The organism is Roseiterribacter gracilis, assembly GCA_018332375.1.
Lineage (GTDB): Bacteria > Pseudomonadota > Alphaproteobacteria > BOG-932 > Roseiterribacteraceae > Roseiterribacter > Roseiterribacter gracilis.
Map to the genome: position 1 here is coordinate 212,560 of BOPV01000001.1, position 23,150 is coordinate 235,709.

The window sequence follows — 23,150 nt, forward strand, 5'->3', positions numbered from 1 at the left end:
CGACCCTGAACGAGCGAATTACCGGCCGGAATTAAGCTTCCGCCCGTCGTCTCGTCACGTTCCGAGTTTCCCTATGTCCTCGTTTTCCGTGTTTCTTGTCGGTGGCCCGCGCGCGTCTTCGCCCGTCCTGGCCATTGCGCGAATTCGCTACCCGGCCCGCTGACGCGGGACCGGGTCCGTATTTCTTCCGCGCAATTCGACATTCGAGGATGTCATGTCCGCCCTATCTCTGGCGGTCGTCGATGCAGCAACGCTGTCGGCGCCGCTCTACACGTTCAACGTCATGGCCGAGGCCAATCCGGGCATGCTGCCGCGCCTGGTCCATGAATACGCCAAGCGCGACCTGGTCCCGGTCAGCTTCCACGCTCGCTTCGTTGCGGTCGATCGGCTGGAAGTCGAGATCGTGCTGCAGGGCGGCGACGATGATCTCGCCGCCCTGATCGCGAACAAGCTGCGCGTGATCCCGTTCGTGCTCGAGGTCACGCGCCGCTGATTAGAGCCGGACTTGGAGCTGCGCTTTCGGCGCAGCGCCTTTGAAGTGGAACGTGTCGCCGTCGATCGTGACGCTGGTCGACCCTGCCGGTGCCAGCGGGTTGGCAGAGTCCACGATCACGGTGACGAGCTCTTCGTGCCCGTCGGCGAAGCGCGCGCGGCCGCTGAAGCTGATCCAGCCTTTCGCCGCTTGCAGCACGCCCAGCTCTTTGATCGTCAGCGCGTTTTTACCGCTGAGGCTGAACGAGCCGCTGGCGCGGTTGGCGTTCTTCTTCTGCGACAGTTGCAGCTCGGCTTTGCTGCCGCCGGCGAGATCAAATGTGCCGGATGCGCTGCGATCGCCGGTGGTGAGCTTGCGCGTCGGCATGTTCTGCGTCCGGCGCAACGGCTTGCCCGCTTTGGCGTCGGTGATGGCGCCGTCTTTCAACGCCACCACGCCGTTGACCAGCAGGTAGCGCACGCCGTCCGACAACACTGCGGGATTTTCGTAGGTCGCATTGTCGATGATCTTGGCGGGATCGAACACGGCGATGTCGGCGACCATGCCGACGCCCAGCAGGCCGCGATCGGTGAGGCCGATCGTTGCCGCCGGGAGACCGCTCGTCTTCGCGATTGCAGTCTCCCAATCCATGATCTTCTGGTCGCGCACATAGCGGCCGAGGAAGCGCGGGAAGGTGCCGAAGGTGCGCGGATGACCGGCCGGACGGCCTGCGACGGCGCCGCAATCGCATGCGATCGCGGTGGCGGGATATTGCAGGATCTTCACCAGGTCGGTTTCGTTCCCGAAGAAGAACACCGCACCCATATTCTGCTTTTCGAGCAAGTGAATGATCGCTTCACCCGACGTGTCGATCTTTTCTTCGGCCATATAGGCCGACAGTTTCTTGCCCAGCGTCGGCAGCAGCGTTCCGTCGGCGCCGTTGAACCGTTGCGCCAAGGTCGAGGTGGCTTCGTCGGCCATCTTCTTGCGCAGCACCGGATCTTTGGCGCGTTCGAGGAATGCAGAACGACCGCCTTCCAATCCCCAAGCGGGAATCGTCAGCGCACCAAGCCCCGTCGCACCAGCGACATAGGGATAGGCGTCAGCGGGTGCGTAGTGACCGCGCGCGGTTGCTGCATCGAGCATCGCAAACAAGGCTGCCGTTTTGCCCTGATCCTGGCCCTGCAGTTTCATGTGCGTGATTTCGGGATAGAGACCGGCCGCTTCCGAAATCTCGACCGTCTCTTTCATGCCCGCCATCGAGCTCAACCCGTTCTCGGGCGTCAGACGTTCGTGGTTGGGAAAGTTGGTGCGCCATTTGCGCGCCGCGCTGGCGATCTCGATCACTTCCTGCGTCTTGGCGAAATAGCCGGGCTTGTAGTCGAGACCGGCCGACACACCGAACGCACCATATTCCAGGTTGCGGACGATGATGTCCTGCATATAGGCGATTTCGTCTTTGCTCGGACGACGGTCGTTGTCGCCGACGACTTTCTGCCATACCGCGTTGAAGCCGATGAAGGCGCCGAAATTGGTGCCGAGCCCGTGCGCGCTCAACTGCGCGAGCTGCTGGTCGAGCGCGGTCGAATTGGTGCCGCCGATGCCGCCGCCGTCGGGATTGATGATCTCGGTCGTGACGCCTTGCGTCAGCATGTTTTCGGCTTTCACCACACCGTCGATCTGCGCGTGATCGTGGATGTTGATGAAGCCGGGCGTGACGAACAGGCCGGTCGCGTCGATCTCTTGCTTGGCTTTGAGCTTCGACAGATCGCCGATGCCCGAGATACGTCCACCGGTGACGGCGACGTCGCCTTGAAAGCGCGGTGCACCGCTGCCGTCGAGAATCGTCCCGTGCCGCAAAATCAGATCCGGCGTCTCCGCCGCAAACGCAGTGCAGGATGCGAGCGCGATCGCCGTCACGATCAGCGCCAAATTTCGCTTTGCCATGTTGTCCCGTGCCCCCTGATTTTGAGTCAGGCTGACAAAGATCGGGCAAGACGGCAAAGCGAAGTTTGTTGCGAAATAAAGACCGGCTTCAACGATCGGTGCAGACGTTCCTTTGGTATGTGCCCGACGCGGGCACGCAACAAACGATCGAGGTCAGCCGGTCAAACGCGCAGTTCGCAATTCGCGCCGTGCCGCTTCGATGCGAGACTGCAGCGCGGGGAGGGTCAGCAGGCGGGTTGCAACCGCGACGCCCAACGCATGGCTTGCTTCGGTGTCGCTGTGATAATGCGCGCCGCAAACTTCGCGGCTATACGCGTAATCTTTGGCGCGCGCCTGAATGGCCTGCGCCTTTTCCGGGATCAACGCAGCCAGCACGAAACCGACCGAATAGCCCAGCGTTGCGTGTCCGCTTGGATAGGAGGTCAGCGGCGGTTTGCCGAGTTTGAAGTCGCAAGCGACGATCGTCGTGTCGACCGCCCACGGGCGTGGCCGCAGGAAATAGCGCTTCGCCATATTGGCCGCGACCGATTGCTCGTGCTGCACCAGTTTCAGCAGCTCAGCCGTTGCGGGCAGCGCGCTGAGATTGAATCCGTCGCCGATCGTGGCGGCAAAGATGCTGGCATCTTCGTGTTCGTCGTCCCACTTCGCCTGCGCATACCGTTCGGGCGTACGCGTGCGAATGACGTCGCGCAGCGCGGCAAGATCGGCCTGTTGTTCGGGCGACGCGGCCGCGGCCGGCGGCGGCAGCAACTGACCCGGCTCCACGTCTTCAGCGCGCAACCATTGCAGAGTCTTGGTTGGCGGCGCAGCAGCCGGTGCTGGATCGGCAGCGAAGCTGGGAACAGTCGCGGCGACGAATAGCGCGAACGCGGCAACGAGTGCGCGGCGGTTGATCAACCGGTCGTACATCTGTTTCTCCTGGATTCGAAACGCGCCAGAAATACGTTCTAGAAAACGGCTTTGAGCGTGATCTGGAAGTTGCGGTCGGGCTGGTACTGGAACGCGTTCTTGGCGCCGCCCTGGGCCGAGGTCTGCGCCGGCAATTGGCTGCCGGGCAGCAACGCGCTGCCTTTGAAGGCGACGACGTCCTGGCTGTTGAACAGGTTCAGCACCTGCGCCTCGATGCTGTAGCGGCCGAGCCGGTACGTCGCCGAGAAATCAGCCTGTCCGTACGATTGGATCAGCCCGGTCACCGGCGTCAGCGCCGACACGGGCGACACGCAAACACCGTTCGGTGCGCTCGGGCATTTCGCGTTGTTCACGTATTGCTGGCCGACCCACTTGTCGATGAAGGACAGGACAAGCTCGTCGTCGCTGTTGAAGAGCTGCGTCTGGCCGTAGCGAACGCCGCCCGCTGCCGTCCAACGCGGTGCACCGGTCAATTGATGTCCGTTATAGAGCGGGTTGCTGGGGTCGTTCTTGCCCTTGGCCTGGTTCAGCGAGTAGTTGCCGAATACGCTGAAGCCAGCCGGCAGCAGATAGGTCGCTTCGGCTTCGAAGCCGCGATAGGCAGCGCCGCCGCTGTTGGTGTCGTAGCTCTGCCCCGTCACCGCGTCGGTGAAGGCCTGAATCTTGTTCTTGAAGTCGATGTAGTAGATGTCGGCATCGAGCACGAACGCGTCGTCTTTCCACACCGTGCCGAGCTGGTAGTTGGTCGAAAGCTGCGGCTGTACGCGCGTCTGCTGCAGGTTGCTCACATACAGATTGCCGATCTTGGGAACCAGGAAGCCTTTTGCGTACTGCGCGTAGGTCGACCAATTGTCGCTCAAGCGATAATTCGCGGTCAGGAACGGCAGCGTGCGCGTGTAGGTCTGGTCGGCGAAGAAGGGCTGGATCGCGCTCGGAATCGCGAGCTGCGGCGCATGAATATAGAGATCGAAGCTCACATACTTGACGCCCGGCGTGATGGTCAGCCGGTCGATTGGCTTCCATTCGAACTGCGCGAATGGCTGCACCTGATGCCAGCCGGAATATTCGTTGTACTGAATGTTCAACGGCGTCTGCACGATCGTGCCCGACGATCCCGCGAACAGCGCCGCCTTTTCACGATAGTCCGGCCGGCCGCTGGCGAGGTCATAGTCGAAGATGAAGCGCTTGGTGGTTGCGCGTTCGAACAGCGAGCCGACGGTCAGTCGCCCGAAGTCGAAATCCTTGGTGCCTTTTACGATGTCGCCGGCGACCTGGTACTGGTTGCGCTTCTCGTAGCCGGGAATGCCTGGCGTCTGCAGCGTCGCTGCATAGGTTTTACCAGGGGCAGGGTAGGTCGAGCCCGGTGTCAGCGTGACGAGATTTGCGGAAGCGGGCGCGGTATTGTCCTGCGCCGAGAACGAAACGTTCTTGTAGTAATAGCCGTACAGCGTGTTCTCGACCGCAAACCCGGCGCCGAGATCGGCGTTGACGCGCACATATTCAAAGTCGGTCTTCTTCTTGACCGTATTGTAGCCGAAATAGGATTGCAGCTTCGGATCGTCGCCCAGCGAGAAGCGTTTTCCGAACTGTTCCATCTGCGCGACGCTGGCGTCGCCGACGTCCGACTTGTTGTAGAAATTATGGTTCTGCGTGTAGAGCGCAGTGATCGTCACGCGCTCGGTCAACGGCACCGCACCTTTGATGAACTGGTTGTGGCCGTTGGTGAAATTGTTCGAGAGAAAGCCGTGCGACGTATATTCCTGGAAGTTCGCGACCAGCTTGGCGCCGTTCAATTGCGGAATCGCGCCGCTCTGTAAGGTCGTCGTTCCCTGCCACGTCACCCACGACCCGTAGGTCACGGTCTGTTTGGCGCTCATCGCGTCTTCGAGCGGCAGCGAGAAGAGATTGATCGAACCGCCGAAATTCGCCTGGCCGAGATCGGGCGCGCCGCCCGGGCCACGCTCGATCACCACGCCGCCGATGGTCGAAGACGGAAAGAACGCGGTGCCGTGATGGCTGGGGCCGTTGGTGTCGCCCCACGCGATGCCGTCATAGGTGATGTTGTAGTTGCCGTCGGCAAAGCCGCGCAGAACGATCTTGCCGCCGTCCGACAGGCCGGGACCGTTATTCGCGGGTGCGCCCGCCATCGACGGCGCATAGATCGCGACGGTGCTGAAATCGCCGATGCGCGGCGCCGACTCTTCGATGAATTTGCGCGTGATCACCGTTTGCGGTTCGGTCGCTGCAAGCGACGCTTGAAACGGCGCAATCGTCGCGGCGCGTCCGCGCAATCCGGTCACGATCACTTCTTCGACTTCTGCTTCGCCGGTCGCGTCGGTCGAGGTTTCTGCAACGGCGCGGTTCCACGGAACGACGCTGCCAGCCGCGATCACAGTAAGCAGACAGCCGAGCTTGATACGATCGGAGTTGCCGAACGTCTTCATCACATCCCTCGTTTTTCTGTGCGCTGTCGAGCGCGGTGCTGCTGAACGGCGCAACGCGCACGCCGCTGAAATTCGCGATGGAATTTGCGCGCTGGCTGTACGTCTTCGTTCGACGAGTCGTCAAAGAGAAATACTGCGCGTGTACTGCACGTTTAGTCGGCGCAAACGTGTCTGTTATTTTCTAGCGCAGTCTATAAAGTATAGATTCGTGATCGCTGTTTCACGATTACTAGACAGTTTCACGCAAGCATGAAAAAGCCCGGTAATTACCGGGCTCTTTTGCGTTGCCGATGTCGGCTGATGAACAGACTGTCAGATAACGCGTGCACCCGCGCGCCACACAGTGCGCACGATCGGCGCATCGCCGGCGTCGCGAACGCGCACCAGATCAGCCTGCAATCCCGTCTCCAACCGACCGCGATCGTGCATCGACGCGGCGCGCGCCGGTTCGGCAGTCACGAGGCGCATTGCGGCGGGGAGGGTGATCGCACCGTCGCCTTTGGTCAGCGCGAACGCGGCCTGCAGCAAACTCACCGGCACATAGTCGCTCGACAACACGTCGAGCCAGCCGCGCTGCGCCAGCTCGCGGATTGCGACATTGCCGCTGTGCGAACCGCCGCGCACCACGTTCGGTGCGCCGCCCAGAACTTTCAGGCCGGCTTCGTGCGCCGCGCGTGCGGCTTCGACCGTGGTTGGAAACTCGGCGACCACGACACCGTCCGAGACCGCTTCGGCAATATGCGCTTCGGTCGCGTCGTCGTGGCTGGCGAGCGGAATCTGGCGCTGGCGGCACGACAGAACCATGCGCGCACGGTTGGGCGCGCTGTGGGTCTTGTGCTCTTCCAAACGGCGTTCGACGAATTCGTGATAGGCGTCTTCGCTCATACCGTATTTGCCGCGGTAATAGCGCGACGCCGCTTCGATGCTGAGAAACTGGCGCTGGCCCGGCGTGTGGTCCATCAGCGACGCAAAGCGGAACAGCGGATGGTCGAGATGTTTTTCGACCGCGCCCGGCATACGCGGATCGCTGACTTCGCAGCGTAGATGGATCCAGTGATCGGCGCGCAACGCGCCTGCGTCGCGCGCGGCAGCGACGCCTTCGATCATCTCGTCCAGCACGTCGGCGCGCATGCTGGATTTGTCGATGTCGCCGACCGCCAGCGCGTCGAACACGGTGGTGATGCCGGCGGCCGCAATCTGCGCGTCATGCGCCATCACGCCCGACCGCGCCGGCCAGCGCACGCCGGGGCGCGGGATCAGGTGCCGTTCGAGATGGTCGGTGTGCAATTCGACCAGGCCGGGCAGCAGATAGTCGCCGTCGAAATCGATCGCGCCGGGGGCGTTGCTACGCGTCTCGTCGATGGCAGCGATCTTGCCGTCGCGCACCACCAACGTGCCGTGCAGCACGCGGTCTTCCAGAACCAGCTTGGCGTTGGTGAAAATCGTCTCGGTGGTCATGCGCGCATTCTTACTTCTGCGGGATCGTATTTTGCCGCGAAGGCAGGGCCGTCGAGGCTACGGAAATCGTGCAATGCAGCTTTGAGCTGGTCGTGGGTCCAATCCCACCACGCGATCCGTTCCAGCGCCGCCTGGGTTGCTTCGTCAAACCGGTGGCGAATGATGCGGCCGGGATTACCGACGACGATCGTGTAGGGCGGCACGTCTTTGGTGACAACCGAGCCGGCGCCGATAATCGCGCCAGTGCCGACTTTCACGCCCGACATCAGCAACGCGCCGTGGCCGATCCAGACGTCGGGACCGATGACGGTGCGGAAGGATTTGCGCCAGGCGAAGAAGTCGGCGTCGTCCTCGTCGGCCATGTGATGCGAGCGCGAGCGATAGGTGAAGTGATGCAACGTCGCGCGCTGGATCGGATGGTTGGTTGGATTGATCCGCACATTGGCGGCGATGTTGCAGAACTTGCCGACTTCTGAATTGTAGATGTCGCAACCGTCGCCGGTGTAGGCCCAGTCAAGAATGTCGGAATCGAGCAGCTTGTTGTTGGCGCCGATCCAGGTCCATTGCCCGAAGCGGCAACGTTGCACGACTGCGCTCGGATGCAGCATCGGCTTTTCGGTCATCCAACGGCCTTCGATCCACGGATTCGACGGCTGACCTTGCTCGATCGGAATGAGACCCATCATGCAGCAGCGACCTCCTGGCGGGAGCGAACGGGATGGATTGTGGTTGCAAGCGCACTGCGCGCGGCTTCGTCGTGAAAGATGCCGACGATCGCCGCACCCGCGTCGCGCCGCTCGGTGATGAGTTCGAGCACGCGGGCGCGATTGTCGGCGTCGAGCGACGCGGTCGGCTCGTCGAGCAGTAGGATCGGATGACCGACGACCAAGCCGCGCGCGATGTTCACGCGCTGCTGCTCGCCGCCCGAGAAGGTGGCGGGTGCCAGCTTCCACAGCGGCTCGGGCAGAGCGACGCGGCGTAACAGATCGGCGGCACGATCGCGCGCTTCTTCGCGATCGACGCCCAAGGACAGAAGCGGCATCGCCACCACGTCCAGGGTCGGCACGCGCGGGATCACGCGCAGGAACTGCGAGACGTACCCCAAGGTGCGCCGGCGAATATCGAGCAGCGCGCGCGCATCGGCGTGCAGCAGGTCGATCATCTCGCCGCCGTGCTGCACCAGAATGCGGCCTTTGTCGGCGCGGTAGTTGGCGTAGAGGCAGCGCAGCAAGGTCGACTTGCCCGCACCCGACGGACCGTCCAGCGCAACGCATTCGCCGGCAGCAACCGAAAGCGACACGTCGTCGAGCACCGAAAGAACCACGCCACCTTGCTCGTGCAAGGTGAAGCGTTTCGACAGATCGCTGACTTGGAGAAGCAAGTTTTCTTTGCGCGATTGATTCACGCTACGAAGCTCCGCTTCTTCGCGATCAAGCGGGCTCATACTTGCAGCACCGACGAAACCAGCAACTGCGTGTAGGCGTGCGCGGGATCGTCGAGCACCTGGTCGGTGAGACCATGTTCGACGACAAGCCCGTCTTTCATCACGAGCAGCCGGTGTGCGAGCAGGCGCGCGACGCCCAGATCGTGAGTCACAACCACGACCGCCAGGCCCAGCTCGTCGACCAGGCCGCGCAAAAGATCGAGCAGCTTGGCCTGCACCGACACGTCGAGACCGCCGGTCGGCTCGTCCATCAGCACAAGCTGCGGCTGCGTCGCCAGCACGCGCGCAATTTGCAGACGCTGCTGCATGCCGCCCGAGAATTTGGATGGATGGTCGTCGACGCGGTCGCGGCCGATTTCGACACGGTCGAGCCAGCGGCACGCGGTCTCGCGCAAGGCGCCGTAATTGCGTGCGCCAGCCGCCATCAGTTTTTCGGCGACGTTGCCGCCGGCGCTGACATTGAGGCGCAGCCCGTCGCGCGGATTCTGATGTACGAACCCGATCTTGTCGCCGATCAGGCGGCTGCGATCGACGTCGGCCAGCTCGGTCAGGTCGCGCCCGTCATAGGTGACGCTGCCAGCGCTGGGCGCGACGCGGCCTGCGATCGCCGATAACAAGGTCGTCTTACCCGATCCCGATTCACCGACGATGCCCAGCACTTCGCCCGGCCAGACGTCGAGCGACACGCCCGCAACCGCGCGGCGCGCGCCGTAGCGTTTTTCCAGATCGCGTACTTCGAGGATCGGGCCGCTCATGCCGCCTTCTCCTTTGCGTCCAGACGCTGGTTGCAATGGTCGGTGTCGGAACAGACGAAGCGGCGGCCGCCGCGATCGTCGGTGATGATTTCGTCGAGATAGGAATCCGCAGCGCCGCAGCGCGCGCAGGGACGGTCCCAGCTTTCGATGGTGAAGGGGTGATCCTCGAAATCGAGACTCTTCACGCTGGTATAGGGCGGCACCGCATAGATGCGTTTTTCGCGGCCGGCGCCGAACAGCATCAAGGCGGGCGACGCATCGAGCTTGGGATTGTCGAAGCGCGGGATCGGCGACGGACGCATCAGATAGCGGCCTGCGACCAGCACCGGATAGTCGTACGCAGTCGTGATGCGACCATAGCGCGCCACGTCTTCGTAGAGTTTCAGATGCATCGCGCCGTAATCGGCAAAGGCATGCATGCGCCGCGTTTCGGTTTCGCGCGGCTCGAGCCAGCGCAGCGGCTCGGGGATCGGCACCTGGAAGACCATGATCTGGCCGTGTTGGAGCGGCGTCTCGGGGATGCGGTGCCGCGTCTGGATCACGGTTGCGTCGCGCGTGCTGAGCGTCGTCGCAACGCCGGCGGTCTTGGCGAAGAAGTCGCGGATCGAGACTGCGTTGGTCGTGTCGTCGGCGCCCTGGTCGATCACTTTCAACCGGTCGTCGCGACCGAGGATTGCCGCGGTGACTTGAATGCCGCCCGTGCCCCAGCCGAATGGCAGCGGCATTTCGCGGCTCGCGAACGGAACCTGATAGCCCGGAATCGCAACCGCTTTCAGCAGCGACCGGCGCAGCATGCGTTTGGTCGGCTCGTCGAGATAGGCGAAGTTGTAGCCACTGCTCATTCTGCGGCTTCCTTCAGCGCTTCTTCTTCGATGCGCTCGGCACGCAGGCGGCGCAGCACGTCCAGCTCGGCCTGGAAGTCGACGTAATGCGGCAGTTTCAGATGCTGCACGAAGCCCGACGCTTCGACATTGTCGCAATGGCTGAGCACGAATTCCTGGTCCTGGGCCGGACCGGCAACGTCTTCGCCAAGCTCGGCCGCGCGCAGTGCGCGATCGACCAGTGCCATCGACATCGCTTTGCGCTCGCCATGTCCGAAGGCGAGACCGTAGCCGCGCGTGAAGCAGGGCGGTGTGTCTTCGGTGCCGCTGAAATGATTGACCATGTCGACTTCGGTCACTTCGACTTTGCCGATCGTGATCGCAAAGCCGAGTTCTTCGGGCACGAACTCGACGTCGACAAAGCCGCGGCGGATTTCGCCCGCGAATGGATGCGACCAGCCATAGCCGCGCTGCGTCGAATAGCCGAGCGCGAGCAGAAACCCTTCGTCGCCGCGCGACAGCGCCTGCAGCCGCGCCGCACGCGACGCCGGATAGGTCGGCGGATCGCGCGTAATGTCGGCTGGCGTGCTGCCGTCGTCCGGATTGGGTTCGATCAACCCGTCGGCGCCCAGCAGATCGCCGACGCGTGGCGGCGGCGGTGCCGTGCATACTGGCGTCGTGGCGCTGAGGTCGGGTGCATCCAGCTCGAAATCGAGCAGGCGGTGCGTGTAGTCGAACGTTGCGCCCAGCACCTGCCCGCCGGGCAGATCTTTGAACGTCGCCGAGATGCGCCGATCGACCTGCATGGCGCCGGTGTTCAGCGGCTCGCTGTCGCCGAGGCGCGGCAAGGTGGTGCGATAGGCGCGCAACAGAAACACCGCTTCGAACAAATCGCCGCGCGCCTGGCGAATGGCGACCGCAGCCAGTTCGCGGTCATAGAGCGAGGCTTCGGCCATGACGCGATCGACCGCACCGCCAAGCTGCTGGTCGATCTGGGCCAGGTCCACTTGCGGCACGTCGCGATCGCCGCGCCGAACGTCGGCGAGCAACTCGTGCGCTGCACGAATGGCGGCAGCGCCGCCTTTTACCGCGACATACATGCGGATTCTCCGATGTGCACTGGCTCGATCTGCACGGTGCGGGGCAGGCCGGCGACGCGATCGCCTGCAACCAGCAGCACGTCGACGCCGCGCGGGAAGCGCGCGCGGTTGTCATGCCAGTCGGCGAGGAAATCGAGATCGATGCCCTTCACGCTGAGATCGCGCGTGCCGTTGATGCCGGGCCCCGACAGGCGCCAGCCGGGATCGTTGCTGAGCGCTGCAACCGTCAGCACCAAGGTTGCCGAACGATCGGGATAGGCGGGGTCGCCCTGCGCCAGCGCAGCGAGTTGCGGGCGCGACGCAGCCGGCGCGAAGACGAAGCTCGCTTCGCGCAGGTCGGTGACGATCGGCGCGCCGGCGAAGAAGCGCAGCCATTGCGCTGCTGCGGCGAAAGACGGATCGAGCCAGGCGGGCGCATCGCGATCGGTGAGCGTCAACGCAATTGCGGCCGCAGCCGCGGGCAGGGACGGCGCATCGATCTGCGGCAAGGTCGCGATCGTGCCGGGTTCGGACAGCACGTTCAGCAGCGCGCGGAACGATCGCTGCGCGTCATGCACGGGATCTTCGAAGCCGGAACCTTCAAGCACCGCGCACCACCGTTTCAAAATCGACGCGGGTGGCGGCGACGCGTGCGGCGCGCGCTGCATCCTGCGCGTGGCGTTCGCGTTCGAGCGGCGCGATCACCGATGCCAGCAATGCGGGGCGGCGGGCTTTGTCCTGCAGCAACGCGTCGAACCAAGCGGCAAGTTCGGCATGCTTTGTGTCGCGACCAGCGATCCAAGCCTGGCCGATGGTTCCGTCGTCCAGACGAATGGATGCGCGCGTCACGGTCATTTCCGCAAAGTTGAACGGGCCACCCGATCCACCGACGCGGGCCCGCACCATCACAAGTCCGGTTTCGGTCGGGCGCAGCCGCGTGAATCCAGGCGCATCGGCGATTGCATCGCGCGCTTCTTCGAGTCTGGCGCGCGGTGCCAGCGCAAGCGCCCGCATCCACGCTTTCTGGGGCTCGTTTTCCATGTCCTAAACTTGTCTAGACAACATAGAAGAGTCAAGCGGCACGATGAATTTTCGCGCGCGCCGGTCTATCGTCGCGACATGGCCAAATCCGAATCGCGGACCGCACCGTTGGCGCGCTGGCGGCACATTGCCGACGAGCTGCTGCGCGATTTGTCGGGCGGAAAATTGTCGCCCGGCGACAAGCTGCCGACCGAGCACGAGCTGGCCGACCGGTTTCGCGTCAATCGCCACACGATCCGCCGCGCGCTGGCGGTGCTCGCCGATGGCGGCTTCGTGCGCGTCGAACATGGACGCGGCAGCTTCGTTGCCGAACACGTGCTGGAATATGCGCTCGGACGGCGCACGCGATTCAGCGCCAACGTCATCGCGCAGGGGCGCGAGCCCGATCGTCGCGTGCTGGGTATCGAAACGATCGAAGCGCCGGAAGCGACGCAGCGCGCCTTGAAACTGAAACGCGGCGCCGACGTGATCCGGCTGCGCACGGCGGGCTTCGCCGACGGCATCCCGATCAGCATGTCGGTGAATATGTTTCCGGCGCCGCGATTCAAACGCCTGCCCGAATTGGTGAAAGACAGCCTGTCGATCACCGCGGCGCTGCGCGACATGGGCGTCGAGGATTACACGCGCGGCTGGACCAAGCTGCTGACGCGTCTGCCCAGCGACGAGGAAGCGCGCATGCTGCACCAGCCGGTGACGCGGCCGGTGCTGGAAGTCGAAGCGCTGGATATCGATGCCGAGGGACGTCCCATCACCCACGGCACTGCGATCTTTGCGGGCGACCGCGTGCAGTTGACCGTGGGCGAGATCGACTAACATCAAAGTAGCCGGCGCCGAATGGCCTGGCTGCCGACATCCAGCAGCGACACAGTGGCGAGAATGATCAGCATGACCGCGGCGGTCTGCTGAAAGTTGAAGCTGCGGATGACTTCCCACAGCACGACGCCGATACCGCCGGCGCCGACCATGCCGACGACGGTTGCCGAGCGCACGTTCGATTCAAACCGGTAGAGCGAGTAGGAAATCCACAACGGCAGCACTTGCGGGACGACGCCGTAGAGAATTTCTTCCAGCACATGCGCGCCGGTGGCGCGGATGCCTTCGACCGGACGCGGATCGATCGCTTCGACTGCTTCGGCGAACAGCTTGGCCAGAATGCCGGTCGTGTGCACCCACAAAGCCAGCACGCCCGCGAACGGACCCAGACCGACCGCGACCACGAACAACATCGCGAACACCATCTCGTTGATGGCGCGGAACGAGTCCATCAAACGCCGCGCGGGCTGGTTGAGCCACCAAGGCGCGATGTTGGTGGCGCAGATCAATCCCAGCGGGATCGCACCGATCACGGCGAAGATCGTGCCCCACAGCGCGATTTCCAACGTGACGATGGTTTCGCGCAGATAGTTGCGCCAGTCGTGAAAATCGGGCGGCCAGAATTCCGACCCCATCTTGGCGATGTTGCCGCTGTCGCGCGCCAGCAGCAGCGGATCGATTTCCGCGCCGCGCCAGCTCGCAACCAACACCGCCAATACCAACGCCCACCCCAGCAGGCGCAACGTACGCCCGACGCCGGCGCGGAAATCTCCCGCGCCGGGTCCCGGGAGGAGGCTCGTGTCCGTCATCAGCCTTTCTTCGCGCTGAGTTCGGCAACCTTCTTGTCGAGTTCGCGCAGCTTGGCGTCGATCTCGGCGATCTTCTTGGCTTTCTCGTCGGCGTTCAGCGCTTCGTCCTGTTCGATCTTGGTGCGGTCTTTGAACAGGGCGACCTGGCGCACCGGCAGAAGCTGCGCGTCGGTCGAGGCAACGAAACGCTGCACGTTGATGCCGACCAGAATCTTCTTCTGCTCGTCGCCAAGTGTTCCAGGGGCCGCGCCATAGTCGGTGAAGAACTTGGCGATCTTCGCCTTCAATGCCGGATCCAGATCCTTGCGCCACACGATCGGATCGGCGGGGATGATCGGCGAGCGCCAGATCTCGCGCACCGCCGCGACTTTGTCGGGGTGATTGCGCTGGATCTTGGTCATGTCTTCGGTGTTGCAGGTCGCGACGTCCACCTGCTTGTTGGCGACTGCCAGTAGATTGATTTCGTGGCTGCCGCTGACCGTGCGCGTGAAGTGCTTGCGGATGTCGATGTTGTTCTTGGCCCAGACGTAATAGCTGGGGATCAGGAAGCCCGAGGTCGAATTCGGGTCACCATTGCCGAACGTGTATTTGCCCGGGCTTTTCAACAAATCGTCGAGCGACTTGATCGGGCTGTCCTTCGGCACGATCAGCACCGAATTGTAGCCCAGCGTGCCGTCGCCGAAGACTTTCTGCATGAAGACTTCGCCGTCGGCGCGGTCGACCGCCTGGATTGCCGATGCGTTGCCGTACCAGGCGAGCTGCACTTTGTTGAAGCGCATGCCTTCGATGATCCCGGCATAGTCGGTGGCATAGAAGCCTTTGACCGGCACGCCGATCGCCTTCGACATGTCAGCGAAGAACGGCTCCCATTGCGTGCGCAACGAGGTGGTGCTTTCGGTCGAGATGACGCCGAACGCAAGTTCGCTTGGTGTTGGCGCCTGCGCGCCGGCCGGCTGTTGCGCCTGAACCGGAACGGCGGTGAAGCCGAGCAACAAGGCAGCAGCGAGGAGTCTGATCCGACGCAGCATGGAAATCTCCGACAGGTTTTGACGGTCGTCGCGCTTACTGCGCGGCGATCGCGAGGGGCGGGAAAGCGGGCGTTGCTACCGGCACTGCGACCGGCGGCGCGTAAACCGGTTCGGGTTCACCGCCATAGATCGCAGCGAGGATCTCGGGCGTAAGCGCGCGGGACGGGCCGTCATAGACGATGCGTCCATCGCGCAGGCCGACGACGCGCGGGCAATAGGCCGTTGCGTAATCAACCTGGTGCAGCGACACGACGACGGTGATGCCGTCTTCGCGATTGATGCGACTCAGCGTTTCCATCACGCGCGTGCAGCTTTTCGGATCGAGCGAGGCGATCGGCTCGTCCGCCAGCAGCACCCGGGCGCGCTGCACCAGCGCGCGTGCAATTGCAGCGCGCTGTTGCTGTCCGCCCGACAAGGTCGAGGCGCGCTGACGCGCATAGCGCGCGATGCCGACACGTTCGAGCGCTTCGGTGGCGCGCTGTTGTTCGAGTTTGGGAAACAGACCAGTCAGGCTGCGCCACGAGGGCAGGCGGCGCAGCGCCCCCAGCTCGACATTCCGTTGCAGCGACAGGCGGCCGACCAGATTGAATTGCTGGAAGACAACGCCGATATCGCCGCGGCGTAGGCGAATGTCGGGCACGACGCGCCCACCGCTTTGCACCAGCGCGCCATGCACGCGGACTTCGCCGCGCTCGACAGCGCGCAGGTCTTTGGGACGGTCGCAAGCGACCAGCCCCGATATATGGCGAAGAAGAGTCGACTTGCCGGAACCAGAGGCGCCAATCAACGCCACCATCTCACCCGGCTCGATCCGAAGATCGACGTCGTGGAGCGCTTTTCGAGCGCTCGTGAAGCTCTTGCTCAGTCGGACGATCTCGATTGCAGGCGGCACGGATCCGCTCCAGGTCGTCTAGACAACTTAGGCGCTTTGACCCTAGCTATCTACGCTCGCGATTTCAACCGCTTTCTTGTACTGTTATATGCACTGTTCTGAACGTGTAGTCATTCACGCGAAAACAATAGTTGCCAATGACTGCGCAAATAGTTCGAAGCATAGATAGAAGGTCACGCACCTTGTCGGAACGAGAGTCGCTCGATTGGCCGGTGTTCGCGTCCGCTTCCATTGCCGACGATCATGCGCGGGACTTGGGGCCGAGACGCGGTCTGCTACTCGCCATTGTCGGCGCCAGTGGAGTCGGCAAAGACACGTTGATCGAACACGCTGCGCGCGGGCTTCGACGCGACGCGCGATTCTTGTTTGCGCGCCGAGTCGTGACGCGTCCGCGCACACCGGACAGCGATTCCGGCGGCGAACAATATCTGCCGATGGATCCGGATGTTTTCGAGGCGCTGCGCAAAACCGGCGCCTTTGCGCTTTCGTGGGACGCGCACGGTCTTCGTTACGGAATTCCGCTGGCTTTGCGCAGCGTCATTGCGGGCGGCCGTGTCGTGGTCGCGAATCTGTCGCGGACCAAGCTGATCGAAGCGTCGCGGGCGCTGGGGCCGACGATTGCGATCGACGTCACCGCGCCCAAAGCGGTGCTGCGCGAACGTCTGTTGGCACGCGGACGCGAAGATGCCGACGCAATCGAACAAAGATTGGCGCGGCAAGTGTCGTTGCCCGCTGGAATCCGGCGGATCGAATTTTCCAACGACGTGCCGCTGAACATGGCCGCCGCGAAATTCGCCAAGCTTTTATTGCGCGTGGTCGAGGCCGAGTACGAAGCGTCGGACCAGCATCAGCTGGGCGCCCGGCGCCTCTTCGATGCAGAGGGCGAGATCGACCACGTCGAGGCGGCAGGCGTCGAAGGCTGAGGTCAACCGCCCTTTGAGCAGCGCACGCTCGTCGTCGGGCAACCGGTCGCTCAAGGTCAGGTGAAAGCGGAAATCGTCGAGCACGTACGGATAGCCGTAGCGCTGCAGATTCTCTTCCTGGCGCGCAGTCAGACCGGCGGCGCGACGTTTTTCCAGCTCGGCTGCATCGGCCGGGCGACGAAAGCGATCGAGATCGCGCACGCACGCAGCCGCCAGCGCATCGAGCGCGAGCGACGGTGCGGCCGGACGCAGCGCCAGAAATCCGTGCAACTCGGACAGCGACAATTGCACGTCGCGGATCGGCGCATGGCGCGCAGCCAGAGCTGCAATCGCCGCTTCCAGCGCGTCGTAGTCGCCTTGCAGACGAAAGGGTGATTTCAGCGTCGCGTGAAATCCGTAGCGCCGTGCGTCGACGCTGCGCGCCGCATACCAGCTGGCATCGAGACCCAGCGACGGTGCTTCATCGGCCGCCAGCAATCCATGCCCGATACGGCCAAGCGGCGAATCTGCATGCGGCACGACATAGATTGCGAAGCGCGAATCAGTACGCATCCGACAGCAATCGCTTTGCCGCGCGCGATGCGCAAGTCACGGCGTGATGCGAATCGGAATTTCCATGTCGCAAATGGTGAAATCGGCTTGGCCGCGTGCGCGCGCCTGCTCAAGAAGCGTGCGAAACGCAGCTGTATTTGTGTCCATTCGTTGCACGCGCGGCCGTTCTGCGGCTGTGAGATCGCTGACGATGCGCGCGCTGCGCACGATCTCCGGCGTTGCCGGCGGTTCGCCGACCGGTAAGGCGCGCACGATCTCCAACCCCGCAACGACGCGACCCACGATCGTATAATCGTGATCGAGCCGCCGGGCCGGCGCGCGCAGGATGTAGATCTCGCTATTGGCGCTGTTGGGCGCGTCTTGCCGTCCCATGCCGACCGCACCGGCGCAATGCGCGCCCCAGCCGCGTTTGCCCGCACCCTGAAACGGCGTTGCGCCGACGAAGCCGCTGACCCCGTCGCTGGACGTCGTCGCAATGATTGCATCCGGTGGAATCGCGAAGGTGAATTCCGGCGCCAAATCGGGATGCGCGCTGCCGCCGCCGTCGCGATTGTTGGGATTGCCCGTCTGCGCCACGAAGCCATCGATCACGCGATGGAATTGCAGACCGTCATAGACACGTTCGCGCGCCAGCAATTTGATGCGCTCGACCGCGTTGGGTGCGAGCTCCGGACGCAGCTCGATCACGATCGGGCCGCGTCCGGTTTCGATTACCAGCGTGTTGTCGGCGTCGAGTTCACGCCACGCTTCTTCGGCGCGCGCTGGAAGGGAGGCGAGCGCGAACGCGATCGACAGAGTCACAAGCTTGCAAACCACCACGACACCACGGGCACCAAGTTTCACCACGAGAGCGAGTTTGTTCGCTCTGCTTGCCGCGAGGCAAGGTTGATCTCCTGACGCGCTCGCGCGTCGATAAAACCATGCCGTCATGCGACGGGGCGGCGGTACCCGCTGTGACTTGTGGTGTCCTTGGCGTCGTGGTGGTTCTCTGACTAGTGACTCACCGCACCGGCACCAGCTCGATCTTCTGCTCGACGTTCTTGTCGATCGCTTTGGCGCTGAACAGCATCGGCACGTATTTGCCACGCGCCCAGAGCGGTGCGAGATCGGCGTAGTGCTTGCTGCGCGGATCGCCCGACTGGCCTGGCGTATTCACCGTCCACGACGCGTCCCAATTGCCGACGTCGAGCACCATGCGGAAAGACGGGCCGGAGAGAAGGCGGAAATCGTCGATTCGCAACGACGCAGCGTTGACCGTGTTGTTGTCGCCGCCGATCGCGAGCGGACCGACGCTGAGCTTCTTGTCGACCGGATGTTCGAACACCGCCTGGTGCAGATCGCCCCAGCGCCATTTCTTGGCATCGGGCCCAAGACGCTGTTTGGTTTCTGCATAGGCGGCTGCAAGCGTGCGCGTCAGCAGCGCGTCGCGTTCGGCACCGACATCGCCGTTCTCCAACGCCAGCACCAGGCTGGTCGGATCGCCCGGCTTCAACAACGACTCTTTGCCGGGCGCGAGCTGCGCCAGCAGGGCCGGGCGCAGATGGTGGAAGTACCAGACGCCGTACAGCGCGGCTGGTGCAGAGTCGTAAGCGAGTTCGCCGTTCCAGCCGCGCAACAGCTTGGCCGCGTCGCTCGTAGCGGACGCGGGCAGGAATTTCAGCGTGCGCTGTGCGATCAACGAAACCTGATCGTTCTGCAGCTTCTGCATCGTCTGGATGCTGATCTTGCCGGTGTTGTTCAGCACCTGCGCAATGCGATCGGCGCGAAAGGGCGGGGCCCACTCGAAGCCAACCTTGACCTGCTCGTTGGGATAGAAGGGTGGCAAGGTGTAGTTGTTGCCGTTGCCGAGCCAGCCGCTGGCGGGATTGTATTCGGACGGCATCACCTGCATCGGGCGCAGCCCATCCCATTCATAGCGTCCGTCGCCCGGCACCGGCAGCAGACCGGTCCAGTTGGGACGGATCGGCAAAGCGCCGGCTGGTTTCCAACCGATATTTCCTTTGCGGTCGGCATAGGTCTGGTTCAGCGACGGCGTGCCCCAATAGTCGAGCGCGTTGCGGAATTCGCTCCAATCTTTCGCACGCAGATAGCGCAGGCTTGCGGCATAGGCGGCGGTGCCTGGCAATTGCCACACCGAACGCACCGCAAAGGCGCGGTTGGTTTTCGCATCTTGGAAAATCACCGGCCCGTGCCGCGTGAAGCGTAGCTCGACCTGTTTCGCGTCGGCACCGCGTTGCGCAATGGTTTCACGCTCGACGCGCATCGCCTCCCAACCGCCTTTGTAGCGATAGCGCGTCGGATCGGCGGGATCGGTCTCGTAGACATAGAGATCTTCCTGATCCATCGCGAAGATGGTGAGGCCGAACGCGATGTCGTCATTGTGCCCCAGCGACACGCCAGGCAGCGAGGGTTCGCCGGCACCGATCACGTTCAAGCCCGGCGCGGTCAGATGCACGATGTAGCGCAGCGACGGCAGCAACTCGGCGCGATGCGGATCGCTGGCGAAAATGGCGCGGCCGGTCGTGCTGCGCCAACCGGCGACGGTGAAGTGATTGCTGCCTTCGGATTTTTCTTCGGGCGCCAGCGCGGCGGCGCGCAGCTGTTTGGTGGCGGCGTCGAACTTCACCTCCTGTGTGCCCAGCTTGTAGGTGTCGAGCACGTTGGCAGGGATGGCGCAGGGATCGAGTCCCTCGGGCACGTCCAGTTTCACCGGATGAAGGAAGGTGCGCAGCCGATCTTGTTCGAGCGCGCCGGCGCAGGCGGTTTTGGCGCGCGCGACTTCATGGTCGAGATTGCGCGCCAGCGCGTTCGACCGGATGCGCATCACATCCTCGGCGGTCCAACGCGACGGCTTGTAATTCAGCATGCCGAATTCGACCGGCAGCAATTTCGCATCGCGTTCGGTCGCAGCGACGTAGGCGTTGATGCCGGCGACGAAGCTTTCGGTCGCGCGTTTGGAGTCGTCGCCATAGGCGGCCCATTCGGGCGTCATGTCGCCGCGATAAAGGAACAGGCGCGCAGCCCGATCCTGTTCGGCATAGGCGGGGCCGAACACCTCGGCCAGCAATCCCAGGCCGCGGCGGCGCGCCAGATCGATCTGCCACAGCCGGTCGCGTGCAGCGTTGAAGCCTTGCACGAAAAACGCGTCGTCGGCGCTCTTGGCGCGGATATGTGCGATGCCCCAATGATCGACGAGGATCGTCGCGGGGGCCTGCAAGGACGGAACTTCGTAGCGTTGCTGCGGCGAGGCCGCCATGGCGGACGCAGCGCCCAGGATCGTTGCACCGAAGATTGCAATCCGTAGCCGCATGGCGTTCTCCCGTTTGATTTTTTACTGCATGTAGCGCCGCAGGAACTGCACGGTCGTATCGATCGCGCTGCGCAGCTTGGCATTTCCGGTCGCCCAGCGCATGGCCAAATGCGGCTCGTCCGGCAAGTGCAAGCGTTCAGTCGCGACGTTTGCTTGATGCAGGCGGCGCAGATAGGCCTCGTCTTCGTCTTGCAGTGCATCTCGACCCGCAATCACCACCAGCGCCGGGGGCAGGCGCCGCAGATCGTGCGCGCGCAGCGGCGAGATATAGGGATCGTTGGGATCGTCCTGCGCGCGAAGATATTGCGCGCGATAGAACTGCATTGGCTCGCTGCCGACGCGCTGATACGAGTCGGTGTCGAGGCCGGCGAGATCGACGACCGGATTGATCAACACCTGGGCCACGATCCGCGGTCCCTTCTGGTCGCGCGCGAGCAGCGCCAGCACGGCAGCGAGGTTTCCGCCCGAACTGTCGCCTAGCACCGCGATGCGCGTGGGATCGATGGACGATTCTTGCGCCATCCAGCGCAGCGCCGCGAAGGCCTCGTCACGTGCTTGCGGATAGCGTGCTTCCGGCGACAGCGAATAGTCGAGCGAAACGACTTTGGCTTTCAGTTCGACGCTCAAGATGCGCGCGATCTCGTCGTGGGTCGCAACACTGCCTGCGATCCAGCCGCCGCCATGCAGCATCAGCAGCGCCGGGCGGGATTTGGGGCCGCGCCCAGGGACATTGTTATCGTAGATGCGCAGGCGCAGACCATCGATCGTACGATCTTCAACCGATGCGACCTTGGTCGGCGATGCGACGCGTCCTGCATTGTCGAGCAGGCGGCGCAGATCGGTGACGCGATCGGGAATGTCGGCCGCAATCGCCGCCGTCGACAGGAGCAGCGCCGCGAGCGCGCTGGTCAGATGTCTTACGGTTCCCATTCGACGCCGCCGCAGACGCCGAGAAATTGACCTGTGATGTGACGTGCGGCGTGCGAAGCGAGGAACACGGCTGTGTCGCCGATTTCGAGCGGATCGATCCAGGTCCGCATCGAAATATATTTCAGCATGTCGGCTTCGAATTCTTCAAAGCTCTTGCCGGCCTCGTCGGCTGCGCGCTGCACCAGCGCACGGCCGCGCGGATTGTCGATCAGGCCGGGCAGAATGGCGTTGCAGCGAATGTTGGCCGGGCCCAATTCGCGCGCAAGATTTTGCGTCAGCCCCATCACGCCGTGCTTCGACGCGACATAGGGCAGGCGGTTGGGCAGGCCGGTGCGGACCGATCCGGTCGAGATGTTGATGATGCAGCCGCTGCCTTGCGCCTTCATCAAGGGCACGACCTTGCGCACGCAATAAAACATGCCGCTCAAATTGACCGCCAGACTGCGGTCCCAATTCTCGTCGGTGACGTCTTCGACTGCTGCGTGTCCGCCGCCGATGCCGGCATTGTTCACCAGCACGTCGATGCCACCCATCGACTTGCAGGCCTCGGCGAGAAACGACTCGACCTGCGCCTTGTCGCCCACGTCGCAACGCGCGGCTTTTACGCTGGGCAGGGCGGCACGCAGTTCGCCCAGCGCCTCGTCATCGACGTCGCAACCCCACACGGTCGCACCGCTGGCAAGGAATCGATCGGCAATGGCGCGGCCGATTCCGCGCGCTGCCGCAGTCACCACAACGCGCTGGCTCATTTCTGATTTTTTTCCGCAACCGAAAGCTGATCAATGGCACGCCAGAAGCCGGCGAGTTTGGTTGGTTCGCGCAAATCCGCGCGCATCGCTTCGCACGCGGCTTCGCTGTCGCGCGCCTGCAGTGCTTTGAGCAGGCGATTGTGCTGCGCCATGCCGATCTTGCGCATGTGATCGGGGGACTCGGCGCTCATCTTGCCGATCCAGGAGACGAGCGGGCCCATGCGCAGCCACAGCATCTCGATCAGAGTCTGCATCGGCTCGTTGCCCGCGATCTCATAGACGCGGAAATGGAATTCCTTGTTGAGCGCCGTGAAGCGATCCATCTCGTTGTTGTCGATGCAGGCATTCATCTGTGCTTGCAGCGATTGCAATTCGTCGACCTGCACTTTGCTGATATGTTCGGCTGCCTGCGCCGCGGCCTTGCCTTCGAGGTCGATGCGCAGCTCGTAGATTTGTTCGACTTGCTTGCGCGACAGGCGCGGGATTCGGGTCGAACGGTTGGGCAGCGCTTCGAACGCGCCTTCCGAGGTCAGGCGGCGCAGCGCTTCGCGCACCGGCATGTCGCTGGTGCCGAGCAATCCTGACAGAACGCGCAGGGTCACGACCTCGCCGGGGCGGAAGCGTCCCTCCATCACCGCGTTCTTCAGTGAAACATAGGCACGGTTCTGGACCGTGTCGGAGGCACCCGATTCGTCGCTTGCGGCCAGTAGCTGCAATCGCGGCGGCGATTTCGGACGCGGTGTGCGCGCGGGACGTGTGCGGGACGAGGTCACC

At 63.4% G+C, this 23,150-nt stretch carries 23 protein-coding genes; 3 read left to right on the top strand and 20 right to left on the bottom strand.

Annotated elements, in window-relative coordinates:
• Window positions 1–214: 214 nt before the first annotated feature.
• Complete coding sequence (locus TMPK1_RS01090) at window positions 215–493, top strand: hypothetical protein (protein ID WP_420240882.1); 279 nt, start codon at window positions 215–217, stop codon at window positions 491–493.
• On the opposite strand, the gene TMPK1_RS01095 is transcribed toward TMPK1_RS01090, so the two are convergent.
• From TMPK1_RS01095 to phnG, 11 genes are all read right to left on the bottom strand, one after another.
• On the bottom strand, window positions 494–2,419 hold the full coding sequence (locus TMPK1_RS01095) for an N-acyl-D-amino-acid deacylase family protein (RefSeq protein WP_420240884.1): 1,926 nt from the start codon (window positions 2,417–2,419) through the stop codon (window positions 494–496). It abuts the gene before it with no gap.
• Window positions 2,420–2,572: 153 nt separating this feature from the next.
• Entirely contained in the window at window positions 2,573–3,328 is a 756-nt protein-coding gene (locus tag TMPK1_RS01100; protein ID WP_420240885.1) for a phosphatase PAP2 family protein, read from the bottom strand.
• A gap of 38 nt (window positions 3,329–3,366) precedes the next feature.
• Complete coding sequence (locus tag TMPK1_RS01105; protein WP_420240886.1) at window positions 3,367–5,772, bottom strand: TonB-dependent receptor; 2,406 nt, start codon at window positions 5,770–5,772, stop codon at window positions 3,367–3,369.
• A 312-nt stretch (window positions 5,773–6,084) separates the two neighbouring features.
• On the bottom strand, window positions 6,085–7,230 hold the full coding sequence (locus tag TMPK1_RS01110) for an alpha-D-ribose 1-methylphosphonate 5-triphosphate diphosphatase (protein WP_420240887.1): 1,146 nt from the start codon (window positions 7,228–7,230) through the stop codon (window positions 6,085–6,087).
• The gene (locus TMPK1_RS01115) at window positions 7,227–7,916 is read right to left on the bottom strand and encodes an LbetaH domain-containing protein (protein WP_420240888.1); all 690 of its coding nucleotides are present in this window, start codon (window positions 7,914–7,916) and stop codon (window positions 7,227–7,229) included. The genes TMPK1_RS01110 and TMPK1_RS01115 overlap by 4 nt, the downstream gene beginning before the upstream one ends.
• The gene (gene phnL, locus TMPK1_RS01120) at window positions 7,913–8,674 is read right to left on the bottom strand and encodes a phosphonate C-P lyase system protein PhnL (protein ID WP_420240889.1); all 762 of its coding nucleotides are present in this window, start codon (window positions 8,672–8,674) and stop codon (window positions 7,913–7,915) included. Before phnL ends, TMPK1_RS01115 begins: the two co-directional genes overlap by 4 nt.
• On the bottom strand, window positions 8,671–9,429 hold the full coding sequence (phnK, locus tag TMPK1_RS01125) for a phosphonate C-P lyase system protein PhnK (RefSeq protein WP_420240891.1): 759 nt from the start codon (window positions 9,427–9,429) through the stop codon (window positions 8,671–8,673). Before phnK ends, phnL begins: the two co-directional genes overlap by 4 nt.
• Window positions 9,426–10,271: an alpha-D-ribose 1-methylphosphonate 5-phosphate C-P-lyase PhnJ gene (locus tag TMPK1_RS01130; protein ID WP_420240892.1), complete on the bottom strand. Its 846-nt coding sequence runs from the start codon at window positions 10,269–10,271 to the stop codon at window positions 9,426–9,428. Before TMPK1_RS01130 ends, phnK begins: the two co-directional genes overlap by 4 nt.
• Window positions 10,268–11,350, bottom strand: a complete 1,083-nt coding sequence (locus TMPK1_RS01135) for a carbon-phosphorus lyase complex subunit (protein ID WP_420240893.1) — start codon at window positions 11,348–11,350, stop codon at window positions 10,268–10,270. Before TMPK1_RS01135 ends, TMPK1_RS01130 begins: the two co-directional genes overlap by 4 nt.
• The gene (gene phnH / locus TMPK1_RS01140) at window positions 11,335–11,937 is read right to left on the bottom strand and encodes a phosphonate C-P lyase system protein PhnH (RefSeq protein ID WP_420240894.1); all 603 of its coding nucleotides are present in this window, start codon (window positions 11,935–11,937) and stop codon (window positions 11,335–11,337) included. Before phnH ends, TMPK1_RS01135 begins: the two co-directional genes overlap by 16 nt.
• On the bottom strand, window positions 11,930–12,370 hold the full coding sequence (gene phnG / locus TMPK1_RS01145; RefSeq protein ID WP_420240895.1) for a phosphonate C-P lyase system protein PhnG: 441 nt from the start codon (window positions 12,368–12,370) through the stop codon (window positions 11,930–11,932). Before phnG ends, phnH begins: the two co-directional genes overlap by 8 nt.
• Window positions 12,371–12,448: 78 nt before the next feature.
• On the opposite strand from phnG, the gene phnF reads away from it, so the two are divergent.
• Entirely contained in the window at window positions 12,449–13,183 is a 735-nt protein-coding gene (gene phnF, locus TMPK1_RS01150; RefSeq protein WP_420240896.1) for a phosphonate metabolism transcriptional regulator PhnF, read from the top strand.
• A gap of 2 nt (window positions 13,184–13,185) precedes the next feature.
• Here phnF and phnE read toward each other — a convergent pair whose 3' ends face one another.
• Genes phnE through phnC form a run of 3 tightly spaced genes read right to left on the bottom strand, consistent with a single transcriptional unit; the run spans window position 13,186 to window position 15,894 of the window.
• Window positions 13,186–13,992, bottom strand: a complete 807-nt coding sequence (gene phnE / locus TMPK1_RS01155; protein WP_420240897.1) for a phosphonate ABC transporter, permease protein PhnE — start codon at window positions 13,990–13,992, stop codon at window positions 13,186–13,188.
• Window positions 13,992–15,020, bottom strand: a complete 1,029-nt coding sequence (phnD, locus tag TMPK1_RS01160; protein ID WP_420240898.1) for a phosphonate ABC transporter substrate-binding protein — start codon at window positions 15,018–15,020, stop codon at window positions 13,992–13,994. The genes phnE and phnD overlap by 1 nt, the downstream gene beginning before the upstream one ends.
• Before the next feature lie 34 nt (window positions 15,021–15,054).
• Window positions 15,055–15,894, bottom strand: a complete 840-nt coding sequence (gene phnC, locus TMPK1_RS01165; protein WP_420245599.1) for a phosphonate ABC transporter ATP-binding protein — start codon at window positions 15,892–15,894, stop codon at window positions 15,055–15,057.
• Window positions 15,895–16,166: 272 nt separating this feature from the next.
• Between phnC and phnN the strand changes: the two genes are divergently transcribed.
• On the top strand, window positions 16,167–16,835 hold the full coding sequence (gene phnN / locus TMPK1_RS01170; RefSeq protein WP_420240899.1) for a phosphonate metabolism protein/1,5-bisphosphokinase (PRPP-forming) PhnN: 669 nt from the start codon (window positions 16,167–16,169) through the stop codon (window positions 16,833–16,835).
• On the opposite strand, the gene TMPK1_RS01175 is transcribed toward phnN, so the two are convergent.
• The 6 genes from TMPK1_RS01175 to TMPK1_RS01200 form a co-directional block, all read right to left on the bottom strand.
• Entirely contained in the window at window positions 16,716–17,387 is a 672-nt protein-coding gene (locus tag TMPK1_RS01175) for a DUF1045 domain-containing protein (RefSeq protein WP_420240900.1), read from the bottom strand. The genes phnN and TMPK1_RS01175 overlap by 120 nt on opposite strands.
• Before the next feature lie 36 nt (window positions 17,388–17,423).
• The gene (locus TMPK1_RS01180) at window positions 17,424–18,230 is read right to left on the bottom strand and encodes a peptidylprolyl isomerase (RefSeq protein ID WP_420240902.1); all 807 of its coding nucleotides are present in this window, start codon (window positions 18,228–18,230) and stop codon (window positions 17,424–17,426) included.
• A 157-nt stretch (window positions 18,231–18,387) separates the two neighbouring features.
• Window positions 18,388–20,697, bottom strand: coding sequence for a penicillin acylase family protein (locus TMPK1_RS01185; protein ID WP_420240903.1), 2,310 nt, complete (start codon window positions 20,695–20,697; stop codon window positions 18,388–18,390).
• A gap of 21 nt (window positions 20,698–20,718) precedes the next feature.
• A complete protein-coding gene (locus TMPK1_RS01190; RefSeq protein ID WP_420240904.1) occupies window positions 20,719–21,627 on the bottom strand; it encodes an alpha/beta hydrolase in 909 nt (302 codons plus the stop codon).
• Window positions 21,615–22,376, bottom strand: coding sequence for an SDR family oxidoreductase (locus tag TMPK1_RS01195; protein ID WP_420240905.1), 762 nt, complete (start codon window positions 22,374–22,376; stop codon window positions 21,615–21,617). The genes TMPK1_RS01190 and TMPK1_RS01195 overlap by 13 nt, the downstream gene beginning before the upstream one ends.
• Window positions 22,373–23,092: a GntR family transcriptional regulator gene (locus TMPK1_RS01200; protein ID WP_420240906.1), complete on the bottom strand. Its 720-nt coding sequence runs from the start codon at window positions 23,090–23,092 to the stop codon at window positions 22,373–22,375. The genes TMPK1_RS01195 and TMPK1_RS01200 overlap by 4 nt, the downstream gene beginning before the upstream one ends.
• Window positions 23,093–23,150 lie beyond the last annotated feature (58 nt).

Bases quoted from the DNA above. Each gene is read 5' to 3' on its own strand.
- TMPK1_RS01090 (WP_420240882.1), top strand. From the start codon at position 215: ATGTCCGCCCTATCTCTGGCGGTCGTCGATGCAGCAACGCTGTCGGCG.
- TMPK1_RS01095 (WP_420240884.1), bottom strand. From the start codon at position 2,419: ATGGCAAAGCGAAATTTGGCGCTGATCGTGACGGCGATCGCGCTCGCA.
- TMPK1_RS01100 (WP_420240885.1), bottom strand. From the start codon at position 3,328: ATGTACGACCGGTTGATCAACCGCCGCGCACTCGTTGCCGCGTTCGCG.
- TMPK1_RS01105 (WP_420240886.1), bottom strand. From the start codon at position 5,772: ATGAAGACGTTCGGCAACTCCGATCGTATCAAGCTCGGCTGTCTGCTT.
- TMPK1_RS01110 (WP_420240887.1), bottom strand. From the start codon at position 7,230: ATGACCACCGAGACGATTTTCACCAACGCCAAGCTGGTTCTGGAAGAC.
- TMPK1_RS01115 (WP_420240888.1), bottom strand. From the start codon at position 7,916: ATGATGGGTCTCATTCCGATCGAGCAAGGTCAGCCGTCGAATCCGTGG.
- phnL (WP_420240889.1), bottom strand. From the start codon at position 8,674: ATGAGCCCGCTTGATCGCGAAGAAGCGGAGCTTCGTAGCGTGAATCAA.
- phnK (WP_420240891.1), bottom strand. From the start codon at position 9,429: ATGAGCGGCCCGATCCTCGAAGTACGCGATCTGGAAAAACGCTACGGC.
- TMPK1_RS01130 (WP_420240892.1), bottom strand. From the start codon at position 10,271: ATGAGCAGTGGCTACAACTTCGCCTATCTCGACGAGCCGACCAAACGC.
- TMPK1_RS01135 (WP_420240893.1), bottom strand. From the start codon at position 11,350: ATGTATGTCGCGGTAAAAGGCGGCGCTGCCGCCATTCGTGCAGCGCAC.
- phnG (WP_420240895.1), bottom strand. From the start codon at position 12,370: ATGGAAAACGAGCCCCAGAAAGCGTGGATGCGGGCGCTTGCGCTGGCA.
- phnF (WP_420240896.1), top strand. From the start codon at position 12,449: ATGGCCAAATCCGAATCGCGGACCGCACCGTTGGCGCGCTGGCGGCAC.
- phnE (WP_420240897.1), bottom strand. From the start codon at position 13,992: ATGACGGACACGAGCCTCCTCCCGGGACCCGGCGCGGGAGATTTCCGC.
- phnD (WP_420240898.1), bottom strand. From the start codon at position 15,020: ATGCTGCGTCGGATCAGACTCCTCGCTGCTGCCTTGTTGCTCGGCTTC.
- TMPK1_RS01175 (WP_420240900.1), bottom strand. From the start codon at position 17,387: ATGCGTACTGATTCGCGCTTCGCAATCTATGTCGTGCCGCATGCAGAT.
- TMPK1_RS01185 (WP_420240903.1), bottom strand. From the start codon at position 20,697: ATGCGGCTACGGATTGCAATCTTCGGTGCAACGATCCTGGGCGCTGCG.
- TMPK1_RS01190 (WP_420240904.1), bottom strand. From the start codon at position 21,627: ATGGGAACCGTAAGACATCTGACCAGCGCGCTCGCGGCGCTGCTCCTG.
- TMPK1_RS01195 (WP_420240905.1), bottom strand. From the start codon at position 22,376: ATGAGCCAGCGCGTTGTGGTGACTGCGGCAGCGCGCGGAATCGGCCGC.